Source organism: Alphaproteobacteria bacterium, from assembly GCA_016699305.1.
GTDB lineage: Bacteria > Pseudomonadota > Alphaproteobacteria.
This window is the reverse complement of sequence record CP064970.1, coordinates 336546-356004: the sequence shown is the minus strand read 5'-3', so window position 1 is coordinate 356004 and position 19459 is coordinate 336546. Positions and strand designations below refer to the sequence as shown.

The following is a 19459-nucleotide window of genomic DNA, read 5'->3' as shown; positions in this document are numbered from 1 at the left end:
GATCATTGAACGAGGTCGGACGTGATTGATCCGGAATTGCGGAACCTTCTGCTTAGCGATTGCGCGGAGGCGCGATATCGAAGCCAAAAGGAAAGAGCGCAAGTTCTCTCATGGTTGAGGACCTGCGACACGCCTTACCGGATTCGCAAGCCCGATGAGCCAAAAATGCACCTGGCGGCCTATGCCATGATTCGATCAGGCGATGAATTCCTACTCGTCTTTCATTCCAAGGCAAAAGCCTGGATCCCGGTCGGAGGACACTTAGACGTCAATGAACGTTCTGCCTGTGCCATCGAACGCGAACTCGTCGAGGAACTTGGTATGCGACCCGACAAAGTCGAGCCTAAGCCGTTCTTCGTAACAAGAACCAATGTACAGGACGCAGATATCATCCACACCGACGTCACGTTCTGGCATCTGGTTGACTTGGATCGGTCGCAGTTGGGAACAAAGACCGTTGACCATAACGAGACACTGCGCTGGTTCACGGTCCATGACATGCTCAGTATCCGTGAGAGCCTCGGCCTATGCGCGGCGCTTCGGTCCTTGGGTTCGCAAGTGAATATTGACACGCATACGGCTGCAGTTTAACGAGCTTCCGCCGCTCCCCGGTCGAATTACTGATCTGAAAACAGAAACCGTGCCGAGCCAGTTGCCCTACAGCGCGTAGCAGGCGAGGGGAGGTGGTCATCCTGCCGTCCTCATCCTCTTACACGTGGCTGCGCAGCAGCATCTGGCCAGGACAGTTGGGGGCGGATGTATATCCTCTCGACCTCGGGGCGAAGACTTGGCATGCTAGGCGAGTTGTTTCATCCATCGAAGGTGCAATTCATGTCATACGCTGCTTGTTCTGGGCGCTGGGCTTGGGCCTTGGCTTTGTTGGTCGGCGTTTGTTGTGCCGGGACCGTCGAGGCGGCCGGCGGCGGCATGGTGACCGTGCCGACCGTCTCTCCCGTGACGGGGCCTTGGGCCGTTCAGAAAAGCGGTCAAAGCAAGGTCCAGCCCGCTTGCTCGGCACGGGCCAATTTCGAGAATGGCCTGCAACTTTATCTGATTCAAAACGCCGCGCGGGATGTGATGCTTCGCGTCGCCGTTCCTAAGGCCGGATTTGCGGATGGCGAAGCCTATGATGTCAGCCTAGCCCTGGACCAAAAGGAGCCGAACATCTATCCGGCTTCGACCAAAGCGCCCGATCTGATTGAAATTAAACTGGGACAGGCCAATTCGGCACTGTCCGTATGGAAGCAAGCCAAGGTGCTGTTGCTGACGGGGCCAGAGGATGCCGCGCGTTTTTCCCTGAACGGTTTGCCCAAGGCTCTGAGCGCGCTAGAAACATGTGTCAAGACGCTGCCGAGGGCGGAAGTGGCCGTCAATAAGGAAGATTCGGCTGCTGCTTTACCCGTTGCCGCACCTGCCTCTCCTCAGGTTACACCGCAGAAAGTCACTGTAAGTGCAAAGTTAACAAAAGCTTTTCCTGAAGGCTTGGCCAGGCTGCTGCAATCGGCGGGGCTGGGAGATGTGACGCCCGTGGATGTATCGGGCACGCCGCGCGACCAACGTCCGACGGATTTCGTCTGGAAACGGGGGCCGGTGATTGGCGGGGCGCGGGAACAAAAGATCACGGATGCGGGTGTGACCTTTGACCAGGCGCGAAACCGTATGCTCGACGCTTTTCGCACGAACTGCCAAGGCACCTTCAAGATGAAAGAAGGGAAAACCGAAACCTATACCGATATCAGCCTCAGCCCCGTCCAGTTGGATTGCAAGGGCAAGGCGGGGGATATGCATGTTGCTTTGCTGTTCTATATGACCACGGACAAGCTGTTCGTGATGTTCATGCACGAGGCCCCTCAGGCTCACGCCAAAAAGGCCGATGCCATGCGGGATGCTTTGGCACGGTTCCTGGGTAAATTGGCCAGCGATCCGCAGCGCGCCAAGGCCCCATAAGCAAGGAAAGCGGCCACAGATATGCCCAGTCTAACCATCAACGGCCTAACGATCACCGTGGCTCCGGGGACCTCGCTTTTGCAAGCCAGCGAAGCTTTGGGGATCGAGATTCCGCGCTTTTGCTATCACGACCGCCTTTCGGTCGCAGGCAATTGCCGCATGTGCTTGGTCGAAGTGGAAAAAGCGCCTAAACCTGTGGCCTCATGCACCATGCCGTGTTCGGATGGCATGGTGGTGCATACCGACAGCCCCACGGTGCAAGCGGCGCGGCACAATGTGCTGGAATTGTTGTTGATCAACCATCCGCTGGATTGCCCGATTTGCGACCAGGGCGGCGAGTGCGATTTGCAGGATCAGACCATGGCCTATGGCCTGGATCGTGGCCGCTATGCCGAAGCCAAACGCGCGGTGACCGAGAAGGAACTGGGGCCGCTGATTAAGACCGCCATGACGCGCTGCATCCATTGCACGCGCTGTGTGCGCTTTGCCGACGAAATCGCCGGAATGCCGGAAATGGGTGCGTTCGGGCGTAGTGAGCATGTCGAAATCGGGCCGGTGCTAGATCGCGCGGTGACCTCGGAATTGTCGGGCAATATGATCGATATCTGTCCGGTGGGGGCCTTGACGAATAAGCCCTACGCCTTCGCGGCGCGGCCTTGGGAGCTGCAAGCGACCGAGACGGTGGACGTGATGGATGCCGTGGGCTGTGCTATTCGCGTCGATTCGCGTGCGGGCGTCGTGATGCGCGTGTTGCCGCGCCTGAATGAACAGGTCAACGAAGAATGGATCGGCGATGTGACGCGCTTTGCCTGCGACGGGCTCAAGCGTCAGCGTTTGGATCACCCGTGGCTCCGTCGAGAAGGTCGCCTACAACCGGCGACTTGGGACGAAGCCCTTTCGGCCCTAGCCGAACGTCTGCGCACCGCCGATCCGGGGCGTATCGCTGCCTTGGCCGGGGATATGTGTGATTTGGAATCCATGGTCGCTTTGAAAGACCTGTGGGAATCCTTGGGCAGTCCGCATCAGGACGCGCGACAGGATGGCGCGGAGTTTGATGCCACGCATCGGGCTGGATATCTCTTTAACACCACGATTGCGGGGCTAGAGCAGGCGGATGCCGTGTTGCTGGTCGGTTGCGATCCACGCCACGAGGCCACGTTGATCAATGCCCGCCTGCGTAAGCGGTGGCGGCAAGGCGGCGTGAAGATCGGCTTGATCGGCCCGGCGGTCGATCTGACCTATCCTTATCTGCATCTGGGCGACGGCTTGCAAGCCTTGCAGGATGTGCATGAAGGACACAGTCCATTCGCCGATGTCTTACGCACGGCCAAGAATCCCGTTGTGATCCTGGGGGCGGGCGTGTTGACGCGCCAAGACGGCGCGACGCTGCATCATTTGGTCTGCGCGATGGCCGATTCCTTTGGTCTGGTGCGCGAGGGGTGGAACGGATTCAATGTCCTGCATCATGCCGCCTCCCGTGTCGGGGCGTTGGATATCGGTTTTCTGCCAGGGGCGGGAGGATTGACCACGCGCGGAATCTTGGCGGCGGCCTCGGCTGGCCAAATGGATGTTGTCTATCTGCTCGGCGCGGACGAGGTGGATATGCGCCAACTGGGTTCGGCCTTCGTGGTCTATCAGGGCCATCACGGAGACGCGGGCGCGGCGCGTGCCGATCTGATTCTGCCTGGTGCCGCCTATACCGAAAAAGAAGGCCTGTATGTGAACACGGAAGGCCGCGTTCAGGCAGGACGACGCGCGGTGTCCCCGCCCGGTCAGGCGCGGGAGGATTGGGCGATTATTCAGGCTCTGGCGCAGATCTTGGGCAAGGCCTTGCCGTATGACAGCCTTGAATCTTTGCGCGGTTCGATCGCTGGCCGCTGGCCGCATTTGGCTGTGCGCGATGCCATCTCTCCCGCGCCGTGGCCGGGCGCGACGGCGACCGTCGATCTTAAGAATATCCATGCGGATACGGCCTTTGTGATGCCCGTGACGCGCGAATCTTATTACCAGTCCAACAGCATTTCCCGCGCCTCTCCGACGATGGCGGCATGTGTGGCGGCGCGCGGTGGATCGGACGTTGCCAAAGCCCAAGCGGCATGAACGGCGGCGGGCAAGGCATAGGCTTAGCGCGACTACCGGCGCAAAAAAGCCTGGGACAGCATTTTCTGTTGGACATGAACATCACGCGCAAGATCGTCCGCGCGGCGGGGGATTTGGCCGGTCGTACGGTGATCGAAATTGGCCCCGGTCCCGGCGGCCTGACCCGCGCCTTGTTGGAAAGCCCGGCCCGCGCGGTGTTGGCCATCGAAAAGGATTCGCGTTTTGTCGAAGCTTTGCAGCCGATGGCGACCGAAAGCCTAGGGCGGCTGACGATCATCGAAGGCGATGCCATGAGTCTGGACCCTGCGACTTTTGGCACCGCGCCGCGCGTGATCGTGGCTAATCTGCCCTATAATGTCGGCACGCCTTTGCTGGTTGCCTGGCTTAAAAACATCACGGATTATGAGTCCTTAACCTTGATGTTTCAAAAGGAAGTAGCCGAGCGCATCACGGCTTCGGTTGGCACGTCCGGTTATGGGCGTCTTTCGGTCATTGCCCAGGCCGTGGCACAGGTCCAGCGCGTTGCCTCCGTCCCCGCCCGAGCCTTCACGCCTCCCCCCAAGGTCGATTCAGCTGTGGTGCATCTGCGGCCTTTGCCCGATGCCGCCTCGGTGCCGCTGGATATGCTAGAGCGCGTGACACAGGCCGCCTTCCATCAAAGACGCAAGATGCTTCGGCATAGTTTGCGAAACTTGGGCGGCGAGGAGCTATTGGCCAAACTGGGCCTTGACCCCACCTGGCGCGCCGAAAATGTTCCTGTATCGAGCTATATTGCTTTGGCTAGGATTCTGGGAACTCCCAAGCGGTAAATTAAGCATGGAGGGCTGCCAGGTGGATATTTGCAGGCTATGCCACCATATCATGATCATGGGATGAAACGCGGCTAATCCAAACCATCAGATACCGTGGCCTTACGGGTGTTTTGAGTGGCTAGACGCGCATATGTCAGCGATAGGCCGTGTGTTGGCCAAGCTCCCTTGGCCATGGAGTCGAGGGCGGACATGGCATGTCCTTGGCGGTCCTGATAGAGGGCCTGCCCTGCGAGGACACGTTCGACGAAATCTCGCGTCTCGCGCCAGGGCAAACGCTCGACAAACAACAACGGGTCATGCGGCGCGCCGGTGGCTATGTTCATACGCTGCAGTTTGGCGGGACCGGCGTTATAGGCAACAAGCAGCGCCAGCAGATTGTCGCCGATTGAAGGCTGCCGTGTCAGGCTGACCAGGTAATCATGCGCCAAGGTCAAGTTGGCTCGGGGATCGTGGAGGATACGTTCCAGTTCCTTATCTTCGGCCTTTGTAATTTTATCTCCGCGATCAATCATTAACCGCGCCGTTTGGGGCATCAGTTGCATCAGACCCCGCGCGCCTTTGCTGCTTTGCGCTGTGGGATCAAAGCGCGATTCCTGACGCATCAGCGCCAATAGCAGCGGATGGGTGGCAGGCTGTGCCAAAGGCGGAGGTGTCCAAGGCGGCACGGGATAAAGCCCCCGGTCATAGGCCTGACCAGTATGCGCCCGCAATACGGCACTGGCGCGCATGGACACACTGGGCAAACTACGATTCTCCGCCAGAACGAGGACGTCTTTTGCTACAGCCGAGCCACGGCGGCGCAGTAAGCTCAACATTTCTTGTTCCGCCAGGGAGTCCTGTCCAACCTGGATCAGTGCCAAAGCGCGGGCTAAGGCCGGTTCTTGCACGGCTCGCGCAGCCAGATATGTGGGCTCGGTCGGCGGCATGTCCCAATGCAGCTCAGCCTTCGATTTCAGCGCGCGCGTTGCCAAAAGACCGTAGAACGTATGCGGCCATGCGGCGGCACGGCGTAACCACTCTTCGGACTCTTCACGTCGATCCATCTGCGCCAGCACGCGCCCCGTCCAGAACCACACGGCGGCACGATCCCATGCGGCCATCCCCTCGGCCTGTTTGGCCAATTCATTCAGCGGTGGAAGGCTCTCGTCAACACGATCCAAGTCATAGGCCGCAAGTCCCGCGATCCAAAATGCCAAAGGTGGGGCTTCCTTGCCCTTTTGCAGGGCCTCTGTCGCCATCTCCAGCGCCGCTTCGCTATCGCCGCCATAAAACAGGCTGGCCGCAGCGGCCGCCATATCCTCGGGGCGTTCTCCAGCGCGCGCCTTGGCCAAAGCCGCATCACGATCCGACCCACCACGGCGAAAAGCTGCCACTAGTTTCGGATCTGCTCCGGAATCATCTAGCCGAGATCCTGTCAGTTCTGCCTCCTCCCCCGACGGCAAACCCGGTTCAGCCGAAACGATTTTTCTCGACTCGGCATTTTCCGGCAAAGCTGCCAAGGCGATGGCCTGAGGTCTATCGGCATAAGATGTTAACCAAGAAGCTATTTCTTTCGGGTCTCGCGGCGCGCCAGCCAACCAGGCTTCGGCTTGCAAACTGGGGATCAATATCTTGTCCTCAATCTGCCGCATGACGGAAGGCAAACGATCCCATTTATTCTGTGAAATCAGTGAGAAAGCCGCTCTATAGCGCAAAGCGTCCCGCATCGGCAAAGAGGTGGGTAAGCCCTTGACATCGGAAGGCGCAGGCACAGACACACCCTCGGCCACAGCCGGTACGGCGCGGTCTGGAAGGGTGAATGTGCCGAAAGCTGCCAGTGCGACGATGAAGATGAGACGCCGTCTTTGACGGCCTGGTGCCTGGCGGCGCGACACGGAAGACATGCTCTCCCGCATAGTCAGGGTTCTAAAGCAAGATGCGTATTTACGCAAGTGTGCATATGGAACTCCGCGACATATCTGAAAAAAAGTGGCTGGTACGGTTGACGGCATGAAAAACACTGCTATACAGTTTGCTCCGCGTTGCTGATGGTTGTCCTGTACCGCCTTGACGGGCAGGTTGGCTATATGATGTGGCGCCACATCCTTGAATCAAATCAACCTCAAGATGGGGGTCCAAGTGAACAAGAATGAGCTGGTCGCGGCCGTTGCCGGTCGTAAGGAACTCGCCAAGTCGTCTCTTTCGAAGGCGGCGGTGGCTATGGTCATTGATGCCCTGCTCGACACGGTGTCCGCCGAGTTGAAGAAGGGAGGCGATATCCGCCTCGTTGGCTTTGGTACATTCAGCACCTACAAGCGCGCCGCCGGCGAAGCCCGCAACCCGCGCACGGGTGAGAAGGTCAAGGTCAAGGCTTCGAAGCAAGTGCGCTTCAAGTCTGGCAAGGGCCTTAAGGACGAGATCAACGGTCGCTAAGACCTCTCTCGTTCCAACGGGAAAAAAGAAGGCGGACCCTATATCAGGGGCCGCCTTTTTTTGTGTGTTCGACAGAGGGATGATCACGTCTGGCGCTTTTTGTTTTCTGGTATGTCGGTGACGGATTCGACCTTCAACACAATGCCGTCGCTGCCTACCACGCGCACCCGTGCGCCTGCCGGCAAATCAGGCCCCATCACTGACCATACTGTGTCGTTTCCTACCCGCGCCTGACCGTGACCGTTCACGAGTGCGGTTTCCATGACCAATATCTGTCCTTTGTATTGTTCGGCGCGGCGATTCAAGAACGATCCTTCGCTGCCATGGGCAATCTGTCGCACATAGGCCCTGCCGAGACCGAAACTCATAAGGGCAATCACACCGAACAAAGCCAGTTGCACCGTCCAGGTCATGCCTGGAATGGCGAAACTGATAAGAGAGACAAAGGCGGCGGCGATACCGAACCACAGCATGAACACGCCCGGAGCGACGATCTCGAGCGTCACGAAAACCGCCGCCGCCAACAACCAGTGCCAAGCTTCCAGTTGAACGATCATGTCTACTTCCCTCTTGGTGCTTAGATGGCTTTACCATCCCAGCCGATTATACACGCGGCGGGACGGATGTCCGTTTTTCGGTTCCCGCCGATTGTGGGGTACGCAGCAACTCGGCCACGCCGCCCAAGGCACCGATCACGCCGGATGCCTCCAAAGGCATAAGAACGAGCTTTTGGTTGGGGGATGTGGCAATGGCTTGCAACGCGCCCACATATTTCTGGGCCACGAAGTAATTGATGGCATTCACGTTACCCGCCGCGATGGCTTCGGACACCATGCGCGTCGCCTTAGCCTCGGCTTCGGCTTCACGCTCACGCGCCTCGGAGTCGCGGAAAGCCGCTTCGCGGCGGCCTTCGGCTTGCAAAATGGCGGATTGTTTCTTGCCTTCGGCCTGGAGAATCTCGGACTGTTTGATGCCTTCTGCCTCCAAGATGGCGGCGCGGCGGTCGCGTTCGGCCTTCATCTGCCGTGCCATCGAGTCCACCAGATCGCGCGGGGGCTGAATGTCGCGGATTTCGATACGCGTCACCTTGATGCCCCAAGGCTTGGTGGCGTCATCCACCACATGCAGCAGCTGAAGATTGATGCGGTCGCGCTGAGACAGCAATTCGTCCAAATCCATCGATCCCATCACTGTGCGCAGATTGGTCATGGTGAGATTCAATATAGCGTGCTGCAAATTGGTGACTTCATAGGCCGCGCGGGCGGCATCGAGGATTTGGTAAAAGACAACGCCATCCACCGTGACCATGGCGTTGTCCTTGGTGATGACCTCTTGACTGGGCACATCCACCACCTGCTCCATCATATTCAGGCGCGCACCGACTTGGTCGATGATAGGGATCAGCAGATGCAAGCCCGGGTCCAAGGTTTGGATGTAGCGGCCAAACCTCTGCACGGTCCATTCCTGGCCTTGTGGAACCGTCTTGACGCCCTGGGTGATGACCACGAACACCAAAACCACCAAACCGACGGTAAAAAGGCTGAAGCCGTCCATGCCACGCTCTCCTGTTCGAAGGTTGCAGACCACGTTCATCTTAGCCTGAATGCCATGACAGACGTTAAGGCTTGATTAAGGCATGTATTATTTCGAGCAAGCCCGTTGAAAACCTCTTTTTTCCACCTGCGAGTCGTGCCATAGAAAACAGAGTGCCATGTCCGCTCCCTCGTGTGATTAGGTCCGTTCTTTGTCCGAGTTACCGCCCGATGTTCCTCCTTCCCGCGCCGAGCGGCATGCCAGTCTTTGGACGGAATGCGCCATCGCGATTGTTTATCTGACAAGACTGCCTTTTGTTTCCCGCTTGTTACCGGAGTCCGAGGAAGAGCGCTCGAAATTGTCTGCGCGATCGCTGACATGGTTTCCGCTGGTTGGCGCGTTGATCGGTCTGTTTGGTGGCGCAGTGGACGCATTGGCCAGTTTTATGGGGTTGCCCCCCTATGTGGTGGCCCCGATGACCTTGATCTGCATGTTATGGCTGACGGGTGCCGTGCATGAGAACGGCTTGGCGGGCTTGGTGAACTATCTGTCGCGGCTGCCCGGAGCCGTACCCAAAGACCTAGTGAACGAGTCGCAAAATTTGGCCTATGGCAATATAGCCGTGTTGATGGGCTTGGCCATACGCGCTGCCGCTCTGGCAACATTGTCCGAGAGCGAAACGGTCTTTGCGGCCTTGATCGTGGCAGGAGCCTGGTCACGCGCGGTGATGGCTCCCGTCGCGGCGTGGCTGGGACCTGACCCGAACGATGCCTTTGCTGCTCGTTTTGGTCGTCCGTCTGGCTTGCGCGTGGTGATGTCGTTGGCGCTGGGACTGATGATCTCTTTCTCCGTGCTGCAATCGACTTGTGGGCCTGTCATCGGCGCGGCCACCATCGTGGCTTTGGCCTTGGCACTGGCCGCCAGCCGCTTTCAAAGCCACCGCTATAACGGGCCGTTGCTCAACAGCATCCAACAACTGACAGAGCTGACGGCCTTGCTGATGATCGTGATCATGCAAGGCATCGCCGTGAATTGACTGTAATTCTAAGACTACGTTGTCGCCATATGCATATGTAAGGCCGCAGACCAGCCCCAAGACCGCTCCAAGTCCTCCAGTCGTGCCAGACGAGCGCGCTCAACAGATGTGCCTAGGTGATAGGAGGGTGCTACAGAGTTAAAGAGTAAAACTCGCGGTGATTCCAGGTAGGTAGGCTTGCTTTCTAGGGAGGGCAGGGGCCCGCGTTGAGGGGGCAGTTTTTGGGACGGAAGAATCCGGGGCTTTCTCATCGGGAATAATGACGGGAGCGCCACTTTCAAATAGTTTCCTAAGTTCCTCCGACTGAATGACAGGGGGAGGACTGCTTGGCGTTGTCACGCTCTTTGCCCCATCGCCGAAATAGGGTTGGGGTCGGTGTTTGAGATAATGGGGATTGCTTGGTTTACTCATGAACCTGTAAGTCGAGCAAGCTGTGCCGATGACATACAATCCGATCACAACACCCCCCGCCCAGCCCAGCGCAGTGGGAAGCCAATCCCAACTAAACTTCGGTTCAGTTTTGGCCCCAGATTTCTGTTCTGTCACAGGCGAAGCACCGGCACTCGCTATCCCTGCATGGCTTCCTGCTCCAGGAGAGGCCGTCACGGATGTACGCTGAGATGGAGGCATAATCTGTTTTCCTCTTGTTCGGTGCCTGAACCCAGGGGTGATGAATGTTTAAGCCCTGCTAAGAAAGTGTACATTGTAGAAATTATTTCAGCTACCAGATAAGCCTCCTGGAGGTTTCCTCGAGAAAAAAGCGGTCAGCATATCCATTAATCTGTTCAATCGACTTCCTGTCGAGCGTTTAGCAGAGGCATCTCGCGGCTTGGGTTTGGAATCACCACGCTTAAGCGCTTGCAATGCCTGATTTGCTTTCTGCTCAGCTTGTTGGGCCTGTTGTTGTGCGTCTGCTGCCTGCTGCGAATTCGTGCTCTGCCCCGATGTGGATGCTTTTGAAGCGTTGGCACTTTGGGCTTCGTATGACTTACGCCCTATATCCACAAGATCTGCACCGGTAACATCGGGGTTATTTCTCTTAATAAGTTCAAACATTCCTCTTTCACGATACGCCGCTTCTATAGCATCGTTTTCATCCTTCTTCGCTTTTCTCGCATCATAAATGCCAGACACACTCCCCGAGACGATATTGCCGCTTTGGGTGACGACATCCTTGACCATGCCGCCTGCAACATAGGTGGTTACGGCACCTGCCGCCGCGCCAATGAAGCTGTCATCCACACGTCCCCCTTCGCCGACCGGGCTTGCACCGATCCATTTCAAGGCATTTGTGGGCAGAATGTCGATCAGCTTCATGCACATCGTGACGATCGAATAGGCCATGATGCAATAGATGATGAGATAGATAAGTTGCGATAACGCGCCTTGCGTTGTCGATATGGCCGCCCCCCCTGATGTGGTCGAGTCGATGACGGCCAGGGCACTCCAGAAGGTGGCGTTCAGAAATGCGATCATCGAATTGGCCAGCACAATCGCCAGAATCATGCCCACTAGCATCAAGAAGGGACGGAACAACAGCTGCAACAGCATCATATAAGCCGGCCTGGCACTGCTGGCGGGGAGATCGTCACCATAGGGGTTCAAATGCGCTAAGGCCACCAGTGGAATAGCCACGACCGCTTCGACCACCGAGATCAGCCAGGTCATGACGCCCAGGAAGAATCGAAAGAAAGGCATCATCGGCAGGATAAAGGCCAGGGTCAGCGCCGCGACAAATAAAATAAAGCCGATGGCGATGGCAAAAGCCACGACAATATCCGTGAATTTATCAATACCTGTCGCAAGAAAGTTCAATGCCGGATTCGTCGTGGCTTTCTTAAGAAACAACGCGCCCGTGTCCAAAATCGTACTGGTCATCACGGCTGATCCCATCATGGACAACGATGCGCGCAGCAACCGATTGCCCAGAGAAATCATCGAACCAATCGCATCGCCCGGATTTTGTGTAAAGTTTGCGGTTGTCAGGATTAAGTCGCCTTCCGAGTCCAGAATGCCATACAATGTCATCAGTCCCCGTACATACCGCATGACCTGATCCAGCTCACCATCCTCGCCTTTGGCGTCTTCCGCAGATTTCCGCGCCCCTTGAAGGGCGTTGCCAAAAGCTACCGTTGCACCGTCTATAATCTTTTGAATTTCTCCCTCTCTAATATGATTATTGGGCAGCACACCCTTAATTTCAGGGATAGCCACTTGAGGCAATGCAGCGAGTGCCGATGACATTTCAGAGTACACACGCGAGATGATGACATAGTACATTCCCGCCAACACCCAACCGTGATTGCCGCTGGCGGATGATCCATCTCCCGTCGATTGCGAGAGGATATAAAGAGGGTTCTTAGGATTAATCAAATCTTTGATCGTTTTGCCGCCCACAATTTCCTTTGTTAAGGCAGATAACTGATTGTTGAAGGATGTAACATCATCCTCATAACCCGGGGGTTCACCGATCAAACTGCCCTTGAGTATGCCATCTGCTGCGTCAAAGCCATACTTACGGAACACATCCGATTGAGCTACGAACAACCCATTTTGCCTGGTGCGCAGTAGGTCTTCTATCGCGGGGTTTAAGATGCCTGTGCTATCGCCGCCCGCACTCGCCAATCGCAGTGCGCCGCATTTCTGGTTGCTTAATAGATCCGTGGAACATTCATTACCAGCTACAAGCACCTTATCTCCCGCCGCATAGCCAATCACATTATATCCATTATCTTTAAGGGATTTCTCAGCCACGCACATGCGATTGTTTTCGATGACGCGCGTGCATATCCCCGTCATCACGAATTGAGCGGCAGGAACAGACATATTAAATTTGGTCGAGACCACAACGCCGCTGTCCATATTCAGCATATAGGTCAGGGTTTTTGTCCAGGCGTAACTGCCCAGATTGGACCCCCAGCGCGCGAATTGCAGCACCACTTCCTGGCCGGTGTTGATGCCCGATCCCAAGGGAACCAACAGGCCGATGGCAAAGACCACGCGGATGGGTGCCCATATCTGGTTGGCGCGTCCCCCCATCTGTCCTTTCCACGCGCCTTCCGTGGTGATGACGATGAGATGGTAGGTCAGGATGATGCCGCCCACGACCAGCATGGCGATGCTGTAGATACGCAGCAATGTCTTGAGCACCGTCGTCAGCCCTGCGCCCGAAACCGTGGTGGTGCCGTTATCGCCATTGGCAAAGACCAAATCGGTGTTGTCGGGGCCTAGTAAATGATCGATCCATTTCAAGGCCCAATCATCCGTCAGGCTGGGCTTAAACAATTCCTCCGCCGCCGGGGTAAAGGCCGGGGCGTCTTCGGCTTTTGCCGAATATGGGGCCGCAAAGAATGTCAGCATCAGGCCAAACGTCATGCCCAACAGTGCGATGATGGGGCGAGCGGGGCGAGAAGATATCGTCATGGGCTTCATCTCTATGACTTCTTCCATTTATCGATGGATTTCAAACGGTCTTTGAGTTTTTGTTTTTTGTAGTCGGCCAGCGGCTCGGTCACCATGCCCGATAGGGCCTTTGTCGTATCAGAGCCCAAGCTCTTGATGGGAGCCAGCATACCGCTACCGCCGATCAGCGCGTTCTTGACGTTGCCGTGCAGGTCATAATCGAACGGCTTCTCGAAGTTTTGCTGGTTGATCCAACCCATGGCGAATTGCGGGATGGTATCGATCAGCTTAAAGCAGCTGTTGCAGATGGTATAGCCGACCATGCAATAGATCAGGATATAGACCAACCGCTGTAATACCCCCAGCGTATCGGGAAGACGCGCGGTCGCAACCTCGACATCGGGAACCACGGCCGCTCCCACCGCCTGCCAATAGACAGCGTTAAGGAAACCAATCAACGAATTGGCCAACAAAATGGCCAAGATCATGCCGATCAGCATCAGGATGGGCCGGAACATCAACTGCACCAAAGCCATATAGGCGCCCTTGCTGGATGGCGAATAGATATCATCGCCATAAGGCGTCAGATGCGCCAAAGCGACCAAGGGCACGGCCACCACCATCTCCAGCAACGATAACAACCAAGTCATGATGCCCAGCAGAAAGCGCCAAAAGGGGACGATAGGCAACAGAAAAGCCAACATCAACGCCGCACCGAATATGATAAAGGCCAAGGTCATTAACAATGCGCCCGCCATGCTGAGAATCTTGCCCGTAAAAAAGAGAGAACCGCTGAGGAGCACAGAACCGGCTTTGCCCAGAGGGCCAGCCGCCAGACTTAGACCCGCCACCCATCCCGAAACGCCCTCAATTATCGCCCCCACGCCCGAGGCCACCGCCCCACTGCCGAACATCGCGATGGACATTTTATACAGCCGCATACCCAGAATGACGAAAGAACCGATGGCGTCATTGGCGTTTTGTTGAAAGCTTGTGATGGGAAAGAAATCCATATTCTGATTCCATATGCCAAGTTCCATACCTTTCCTGACGATCCATCCGAAGCTGTTGTCCAGCGTGATCCCTTCGCCAATCGCCTGTGCCGACATTCGTTTATCGGCTTTGAGCATGTTGTAAGTGGCCTGGAAGGTGGGGGCCAGTTCTGTTGCTGCCTTCGATTGGTGGTCACCGTAAACGCTTTCAGCTACAATCTGGGCTTCACGACTATCTGCAGGTACGTCAGGATTGATCATAGCTGAGGCTGAATCTTTCGAGGCATTCTCCATCAGCTGTGTTGTCGATCCATCAACTTTCGGCACGGCACTGGCCTCTTCCCATATCTTGCTGACAACTTGGGAATAGGCGATGTAATAGAGGCCGGCGAACATCCAGCCGAAATTGCTCTCACCCGAGGCGACCTTTTTTAAGACGTGGTCTTCCCTAATCAGACTGCCCAGGGTCTCCTTGGCCAGATATTCCTGAGATTTCTTGACGATGGCATCTTGGTAATTCGTGACCAGAGCCAGCAGGTCGGTGACTTTTTCTTCGGCTTTGCAAATGCTGCCGCTGTTGCAATCTTTGACCACCGTGGCACCTGCGCGCTTGGCCAGGACTTCGGCGGCCAATTCACGCCCCTTGTCCATGGCGCAGGTATAGACGGAATAGCTGTTCTGCACGCTGTTGGGGTCCGAGCTGGGGCAGGAAACGCCCCCGTCAAACAAAGCGGCCTTATGAATATCGCGGAGTTTCTGCACAGCGCTGGTTGTTAAAATGCTCCCTTTGGCCGCTTCCGTGGCATAGGCAACACTGCCGCATGCCCCTTGAAGATCGGCATATGTGTTGTTGGCCACCGCCGCAAGTTTGGCAGGGATGGGGGAAACATCCCATCTGCGCACATACTGGCCAATCCCCCGGATCAGGGGGTTCTCGTCCATATAGGGACTGATTTCCGTCACTTTATACATGCCTGTTTCGACATCTTTTGAAATCCAGCCTTTGTCTTGGCGCACTGCGCCGTCATACACCTCGCGGCAGATACCGATGGCCATCATGCGTCCCACATTGGCCCCTATGGCGGCGTTGGAGGGAGGCAAAAGCCCTGCATTCATATTCAGCAATTCCTTGGACATCGCCGTCCAGGCATAACTGCCCAGGCCCGAACCCCATTTAGCGATTTGGATCACGATATGCTGGCCCGAATTCAGGCCCGATGCCAAAGGGACCAGCAAGCCAAGGCCAAAGACAAGGCGCAAGGCGGCCCACATCTGGCTGCCGCGCCCCATCATCTTGCCGCGCCAGGCTGTCTCCACCGTCAAGCCAATGCCGTGATACAGCAAGATCACGGTGGCAAGAACCATCAGTGCCAGGCTGTAGATCGACAAAACGGATTTAAGCACCTTGACCAACCCGGTGCCCGTGGCGGTCACGTTTTGCCCCGAGCCGGGATTGGGGATTTGAATATCCCGATTATCCCCCAGCAAATGCTCGATCCAATTATTGGCCCAGTCTTTATCGCCGGCGGGAGACTCGAACATGCCTAGCTCATTGCCTGATGCGGGTGCGGCATGGGCGACGGAGCTAAGGCTGAGCATCAACACGATCACCATCGTGGCCACGGTCATCACCAGGCTCATCACCACAGCCAGGAAAAAGGCGGCTTGGGGCAGTTTTTCCTTGGTGAACTCCACGCGCGACCAGGCCGTGCCGATCACATTCTTCAGTGGCAAAGGCCCTTGTCCGCGCAGGCCGGGATGGTCACGGTCAAACAACCCTTGGGAAGCGAACAGAATAGCCAGAACCTGCGAAAGAATGCGGCCCACCTCGAAAAGAGGCGTCACGCTGCGTTTAAACTCCGGCATCAAAGCAAAGCGCGCCACACTTCCTAACGTCGGTGTTCGCTTGTCTTTTTCATTCTGCGGTCCGGGACGCTCTTGCTCCGGATGGCTCATTTTCGTGACCTTTCGATGCCTCTCATTTTAACAAATTTCGGCTCAATTTGCTACGATCACGATAGGCTTGATACAGGCCAACCCTGCCGCAGATAAACCAGTTTGCCCCGTCTTTTGTGACAGGCACAAGTTAAAAAAGCCTGCACAACGCCCCTGGCGTCGTGTGAAGTCAGGCATCGGCGGCATATATATTGCTTTCACGAAATTAGTGTATGATTACCACTATAAATAGCTCTTATTGAACGGAGACAAAGCCATGGCCGAGCAAGAATCCACAAATATAAGCGTCAAACCTACAGAACCCGCTGCAAACCCGAGCATTGCTCAGGGTGAGAATGCGGCTCAGGAACCCACAAAAGAAGTCAACAGCGAGGAACGGGCTTGGTATCAAAAAAAGCGGTATTGGGCGCTTTTTGCGACAGTCGTTTTTGCTGGGGGTTACGGCCTTAATAGGCTGTTCCACGATGTGCAGGAAAAAAATCAACGCAAGCAAGATGCGATCAATGCGGCAATCGATGCCAAGGTGCGTGCCGCCTTGCCAGGGGGCGATTACGAAGGGTGTCGCAAAGACCCGAACATGGCGGTTTTCTACGCCAAACCAGGCACAAAAATATACGAAGATCCGAATTCTAATAAGGCCACGAAATGGGATATCAAACCGGGACAAGGAATTATTGTCTGTAACTCGGCAGATATAAATATCGATGGTCAGAACTGGCTTGTGGCCATGTCTCCCCGCGTTAATCATTTTGTGAAGCCAGAGCAGCTGACCTTAAAGTACCAGGATGTCGCGCAACCGCTTGACGAATCCGTCAAGCAATCATTGCAGGAAATATGCAAGAACCCCATAGGGACGGCAAAGATCAGGGATTACGCCGTGCAGTTGATCGACCGTTTGGATAAGCATGGGGAAAGCTCCCGATTTCGCTATACAGGCCCGGTTATGCCAATCAACACGAGAGTCGATATATGCAAAGCGGCCGCTGAGCCAGGAACAGGTGATGAATTTTTTGTCGTCCGCGATCCAAAGAATCCTGAGAATGCGGGTTATGTCTATGGACGGCGCATCACCCCGGATAGCACGGCTCGACCTGCCGTAAAGGAACCCACCGGTGGCAACCCTTCCGATGATGATATGCGACCAAAGCGGGGCGCAATGACCGGTAAGGCAACGCAACTCCCCGTCTCTGCTCCCAAATAAACGCCCTATTCAATCACCACCAGCGTCTCGCCGAACTCTACGGGCTTGGCGTCGGTGACTATGATTCGGCTGATGGTGCCTGAACGGGGGGCCTTGATGGGGTTCATGACCTTCATGGCCTCGATGATCAGCAATGTGGCTCCGGCTTCGATGCGGTCGCCGACTTTGATGAAGGGGGGCGCGCCAGGCTCGGGCGCTAGATAGGCCGTGCCGACCATGGGGGAGGTGACGCCGCCTTGCGGCTGGCTTTCATTGGCGGGGGCTGTGGCCGGGGCCGTTGTGGCCAGATGGGGGGCCGGCATGGCCGCCACGGGCAGGGTTGGGCCGGACACGGCGACCGAGCCGCGCATCAGGCGTAGGCGCTTTTCCCCTTCGGCGTATTCAATTTCCGTCAGGCCGGTTTCCGTCAACAGATTGGCCAGGTTACGCACCATCTCGGCATCGACTTCGAATTTAGGCATCAGGCGATCTCATTTTATGCTTATGGGCCCCGCTCTGGGCAGGCTCGGTCCTTCTTTTATCAAATCCCCTCGCGGATGTCGCGCATCTAAACACCATACAAGTGGAAAATTATAGATACGCCATGAGATGTTCATACCCATGGTGATTATTTTTTTGAAACAGAATAAATATGATTGACGTTATTTATGGTGCGGTTGCAGAATAATTAGACACTACCAATTCAAAAAAATAGGGGAAGAAAGTATGAGTAGTATTATTGCGGCGGCATTGCCATATGTGTTCTCAATTGCAATCGTTTCCCCGTTTGTTGGTATCCCCACATTCCTTATCGGAAAACAAATAAAAAAATACGGCATTGATCCCAGAAGAGCCGACATAGAAGAAACGAACAATTGCAACCATGCTTTTTCCGCTCAACATGGTCAGACAATCAAGGTCGCAAGTACGCTTTGCCGCCCCTTTCGGGTGGATCCGGAGTCAGTCAGACTGACCATTCCGGAACGGCCTGCGAACGCTCCTGGGAAAGCAAAATCAGTCAATCTCCAGCAGATACCTGCAGGCTCCTCATTAGGAACAGGAATATCGGTTGCAGGTGGGCCGGCTCGTCCTAAGAATGCTTATCTTGAGGCGCGTAAGGCTCTGTGGAATGCACACATGAATAGGAAATAAAAAGTACAGCATTCTGTAGTGTAAGAAAAAGGGCGGCCTCCGCAAGGAAGGCCGCCCCGTCCGCTCATCCTGCCATGGAGGCAGATGAAAGACTTAGCTCTTCTTCTTGCGCTGTTCGGCGATCACGGACTTGAACTGCTCTAACGGCAGCTCGCCGCTGAACATCTGGTCGCCGATGATGAAAGCGGGCGTGCCGTTGATGTTCAAGGTCTTGGCCAACATCACGTCTTGCGTCAAGGCAGCTTTCGATTCGCTGCTGTCTAGGGCCTTGGTGAACTTGGCCACGTCCAGACCGGCCCCTTCGGCCATCTTGATCAAGCTTTCCTTGGTCTGGGGAGACTTGACGGTCATCATGGCGTCATGCATCTGCTTGAACTTGCCCTGTTGCTGAGCGGCGATAGCGGCAAAGGCCATCCAGCCCGAAGCCTCGCCCAGGATCGGCATGTGACGATAGATCACGCGCACATTGCTGTCTTCGCTGATTAGCTTAGCCACGGTGCCATGGGCTGAGCGGCAATGGCCGCACTGATAGTCGAAGAACTCGACGACGGTCACATCACCCTTAGGATTGCCGGCTTCCGAGCCATGGGCGCTCTTGACCAGAGCATCACGGTTCTGGCTGATTTCCTGGCGCGCCTTTTCCTGCGCCTTGGCCTCTTCGCGGCCATAGGCGTCCTTGGCAGCTTTCAGCACGATTTCCGGCTCACGATCCAGAAGATCGCGGATCACGGATTCGATCTTGCCGCGCTCGGCGGCATCCACGGCAATGGCGGGTTTGGACGGCGCGGGTTCCGGGGCCGGAGCCGGAGCTGCCGCCAAGACCGGGGCCGGAGCCAGCATTATCATGCCAGCAAACGCAACACGAGACAGATTCTTCATTGATCGAACTCCATCGTTGAGGATAGGGCTAAACTTAAGGCACAGATGTGATTCGTGT

General features: G+C 56.0%; 15 protein-coding genes. 8 read left to right on the top strand and 7 right to left on the bottom strand.

The genetic code is table 11. The annotated features are described in order from the left end of the window. Positions 1–21 precede the first annotated feature (21 nt). The 4 genes from IPI58_01690 to rsmA all read left to right on the top strand — a co-directional run bounded on the left by IPI58_01690 (position 22) and on the right by rsmA (position 4856). Positions 22–591, top strand: coding sequence for an NUDIX hydrolase (locus IPI58_01690; protein QQR69418.1), 570 nt, complete (start codon positions 22–24; stop codon positions 589–591). Positions 592–831: 240 nt separating this feature from the next. Next, entirely contained in the window at positions 832–1947 is a 1116-nt protein-coding gene (locus tag IPI58_01685; GenBank protein ID QQR69417.1) for a hypothetical protein, read from the top strand. 21 nt (positions 1948–1968) lie between these two features. Continuing rightward, entirely contained in the window at positions 1969–4047 is a 2079-nt protein-coding gene (locus IPI58_01680) for an NADH-quinone oxidoreductase subunit G (protein QQR69416.1), read from the top strand. Next, positions 4044–4856 (top strand): 16S rRNA (adenine(1518)-N(6)/adenine(1519)-N(6))-dimethyltransferase RsmA, encoded by an 813-nt coding sequence (gene rsmA, locus IPI58_01675; protein QQR69415.1) that lies wholly within the window; start codon positions 4044–4046, stop codon positions 4854–4856. The genes IPI58_01680 and rsmA overlap by 4 nt, the downstream gene beginning before the upstream one ends. Positions 4857–4930: 74 nt before the next feature. Here rsmA and IPI58_01670 read toward each other — a convergent pair whose 3' ends face one another. Beyond that, positions 4931–6742, bottom strand: a complete 1812-nt coding sequence (locus IPI58_01670; protein ID QQR69414.1) for a transglycosylase SLT domain-containing protein — start codon at positions 6740–6742, stop codon at positions 4931–4933. Between the two features lie 235 nt (positions 6743–6977). Between IPI58_01670 and IPI58_01665 the strand changes: the two genes are divergently transcribed. Beyond that, the gene (locus IPI58_01665; protein ID QQR69995.1) at positions 6978–7271 is read left to right on the top strand and encodes an HU family DNA-binding protein; all 294 of its coding nucleotides are present in this window, start codon (positions 6978–6980) and stop codon (positions 7269–7271) included. A gap of 83 nt (positions 7272–7354) precedes the next feature. Here the strand turns inward: IPI58_01665 and IPI58_01660 are convergent, their stop codons facing one another. Then, positions 7355–7828 (bottom strand): NfeD family protein, encoded by a 474-nt coding sequence (locus IPI58_01660; GenBank protein QQR69413.1) that lies wholly within the window; start codon positions 7826–7828, stop codon positions 7355–7357. A gap of 46 nt (positions 7829–7874) precedes the next feature. Next, positions 7875–8825 carry an SPFH/Band 7/PHB domain protein gene (locus IPI58_01655; protein QQR69412.1) on the bottom strand — a complete coding sequence of 317 codons (951 nt, stop codon included), beginning with the start codon at positions 8823–8825 and terminating at the stop codon, positions 7875–7877. A gap of 190 nt (positions 8826–9015) precedes the next feature. Between IPI58_01655 and IPI58_01650 the strand changes: the two genes are divergently transcribed. Then, positions 9016–9840: an adenosylcobinamide-GDP ribazoletransferase gene (locus IPI58_01650; protein QQR69411.1), complete on the top strand. Its 825-nt coding sequence runs from the start codon at positions 9016–9018 to the stop codon at positions 9838–9840. A gap of 717 nt (positions 9841–10557) precedes the next feature. On the opposite strand, the gene IPI58_01645 is transcribed toward IPI58_01650, so the two are convergent. Both IPI58_01645 and IPI58_01640 read right to left on the bottom strand, forming a co-directional pair. Further along, positions 10558–13263 carry a DotA/TraY family protein gene (locus tag IPI58_01645; GenBank protein QQR69410.1) on the bottom strand — a complete coding sequence of 902 codons (2706 nt, stop codon included), beginning with the start codon at positions 13261–13263 and terminating at the stop codon, positions 10558–10560. An 11-nt stretch (positions 13264–13274) separates the two neighbouring features. After that, the gene (locus tag IPI58_01640; GenBank protein QQR69409.1) at positions 13275–16190 is read right to left on the bottom strand and encodes a DotA/TraY family protein; all 2916 of its coding nucleotides are present in this window, start codon (positions 16188–16190) and stop codon (positions 13275–13277) included. A gap of 256 nt (positions 16191–16446) precedes the next feature. Between IPI58_01640 and IPI58_01635 the strand changes: the two genes are divergently transcribed. Then, positions 16447–17391 (top strand): hypothetical protein, encoded by a 945-nt coding sequence (locus IPI58_01635; protein QQR69408.1) that lies wholly within the window; start codon positions 16447–16449, stop codon positions 17389–17391. Between the two features lie 5 nt (positions 17392–17396). Here the strand turns inward: IPI58_01635 and accB are convergent, their stop codons facing one another. Next, on the bottom strand, positions 17397–17852 hold the full coding sequence (gene accB, locus IPI58_01630; protein ID QQR69407.1) for an acetyl-CoA carboxylase biotin carboxyl carrier protein: 456 nt from the start codon (positions 17850–17852) through the stop codon (positions 17397–17399). Positions 17853–18096: 244 nt separating this feature from the next. On the opposite strand from accB, the gene IPI58_01625 reads away from it, so the two are divergent. After that, a complete protein-coding gene (locus IPI58_01625; protein ID QQR69406.1) occupies positions 18097–18522 on the top strand; it encodes a hypothetical protein in 426 nt (141 codons plus the stop codon). Between the two features lie 93 nt (positions 18523–18615). On the opposite strand, the gene IPI58_01620 is transcribed toward IPI58_01625, so the two are convergent. Next, complete coding sequence (locus tag IPI58_01620; protein QQR69405.1) at positions 18616–19401, bottom strand: DsbA family protein; 786 nt, start codon at positions 19399–19401, stop codon at positions 18616–18618. Between the last annotated feature and the right edge of the window lie 58 nt (positions 19402–19459).

Bases quoted from the DNA above. Each gene is read 5' to 3' on its own strand.
- IPI58_01640 (QQR69409.1), bottom strand. From the start codon at position 16,190: ATGAGCCATCCGGAGCAAGAGCGTCCCGGACCGCAGAATGAAAAAGAC.
- IPI58_01645 (QQR69410.1), bottom strand. From the start codon at position 13,263: ATGACGATATCTTCTCGCCCCGCTCGCCCCATCATCGCACTGTTGGGC.
- rsmA (QQR69415.1), top strand. From the start codon at position 4,044: ATGAACGGCGGCGGGCAAGGCATAGGCTTAGCGCGACTACCGGCGCAA.
- IPI58_01660 (QQR69413.1), bottom strand. From the start codon at position 7,828: ATGATCGTTCAACTGGAAGCTTGGCACTGGTTGTTGGCGGCGGCGGTT.
- IPI58_01635 (QQR69408.1), top strand. From the start codon at position 16,447: ATGGCCGAGCAAGAATCCACAAATATAAGCGTCAAACCTACAGAACCC.
- IPI58_01655 (QQR69412.1), bottom strand. From the start codon at position 8,825: ATGGACGGCTTCAGCCTTTTTACCGTCGGTTTGGTGGTTTTGGTGTTC.
- IPI58_01680 (QQR69416.1), top strand. From the start codon at position 1,969: ATGCCCAGTCTAACCATCAACGGCCTAACGATCACCGTGGCTCCGGGG.
- IPI58_01620 (QQR69405.1), bottom strand. From the start codon at position 19,401: ATGAAGAATCTGTCTCGTGTTGCGTTTGCTGGCATGATAATGCTGGCT.
- IPI58_01625 (QQR69406.1), top strand. From the start codon at position 18,097: ATGAGTAGTATTATTGCGGCGGCATTGCCATATGTGTTCTCAATTGCA.
- accB (QQR69407.1), bottom strand. From the start codon at position 17,852: ATGCCTAAATTCGAAGTCGATGCCGAGATGGTGCGTAACCTGGCCAAT.
- IPI58_01685 (QQR69417.1), top strand. From the start codon at position 832: ATGTCATACGCTGCTTGTTCTGGGCGCTGGGCTTGGGCCTTGGCTTTG.
- IPI58_01670 (QQR69414.1), bottom strand. From the start codon at position 6,742: ATGTCTTCCGTGTCGCGCCGCCAGGCACCAGGCCGTCAAAGACGGCGT.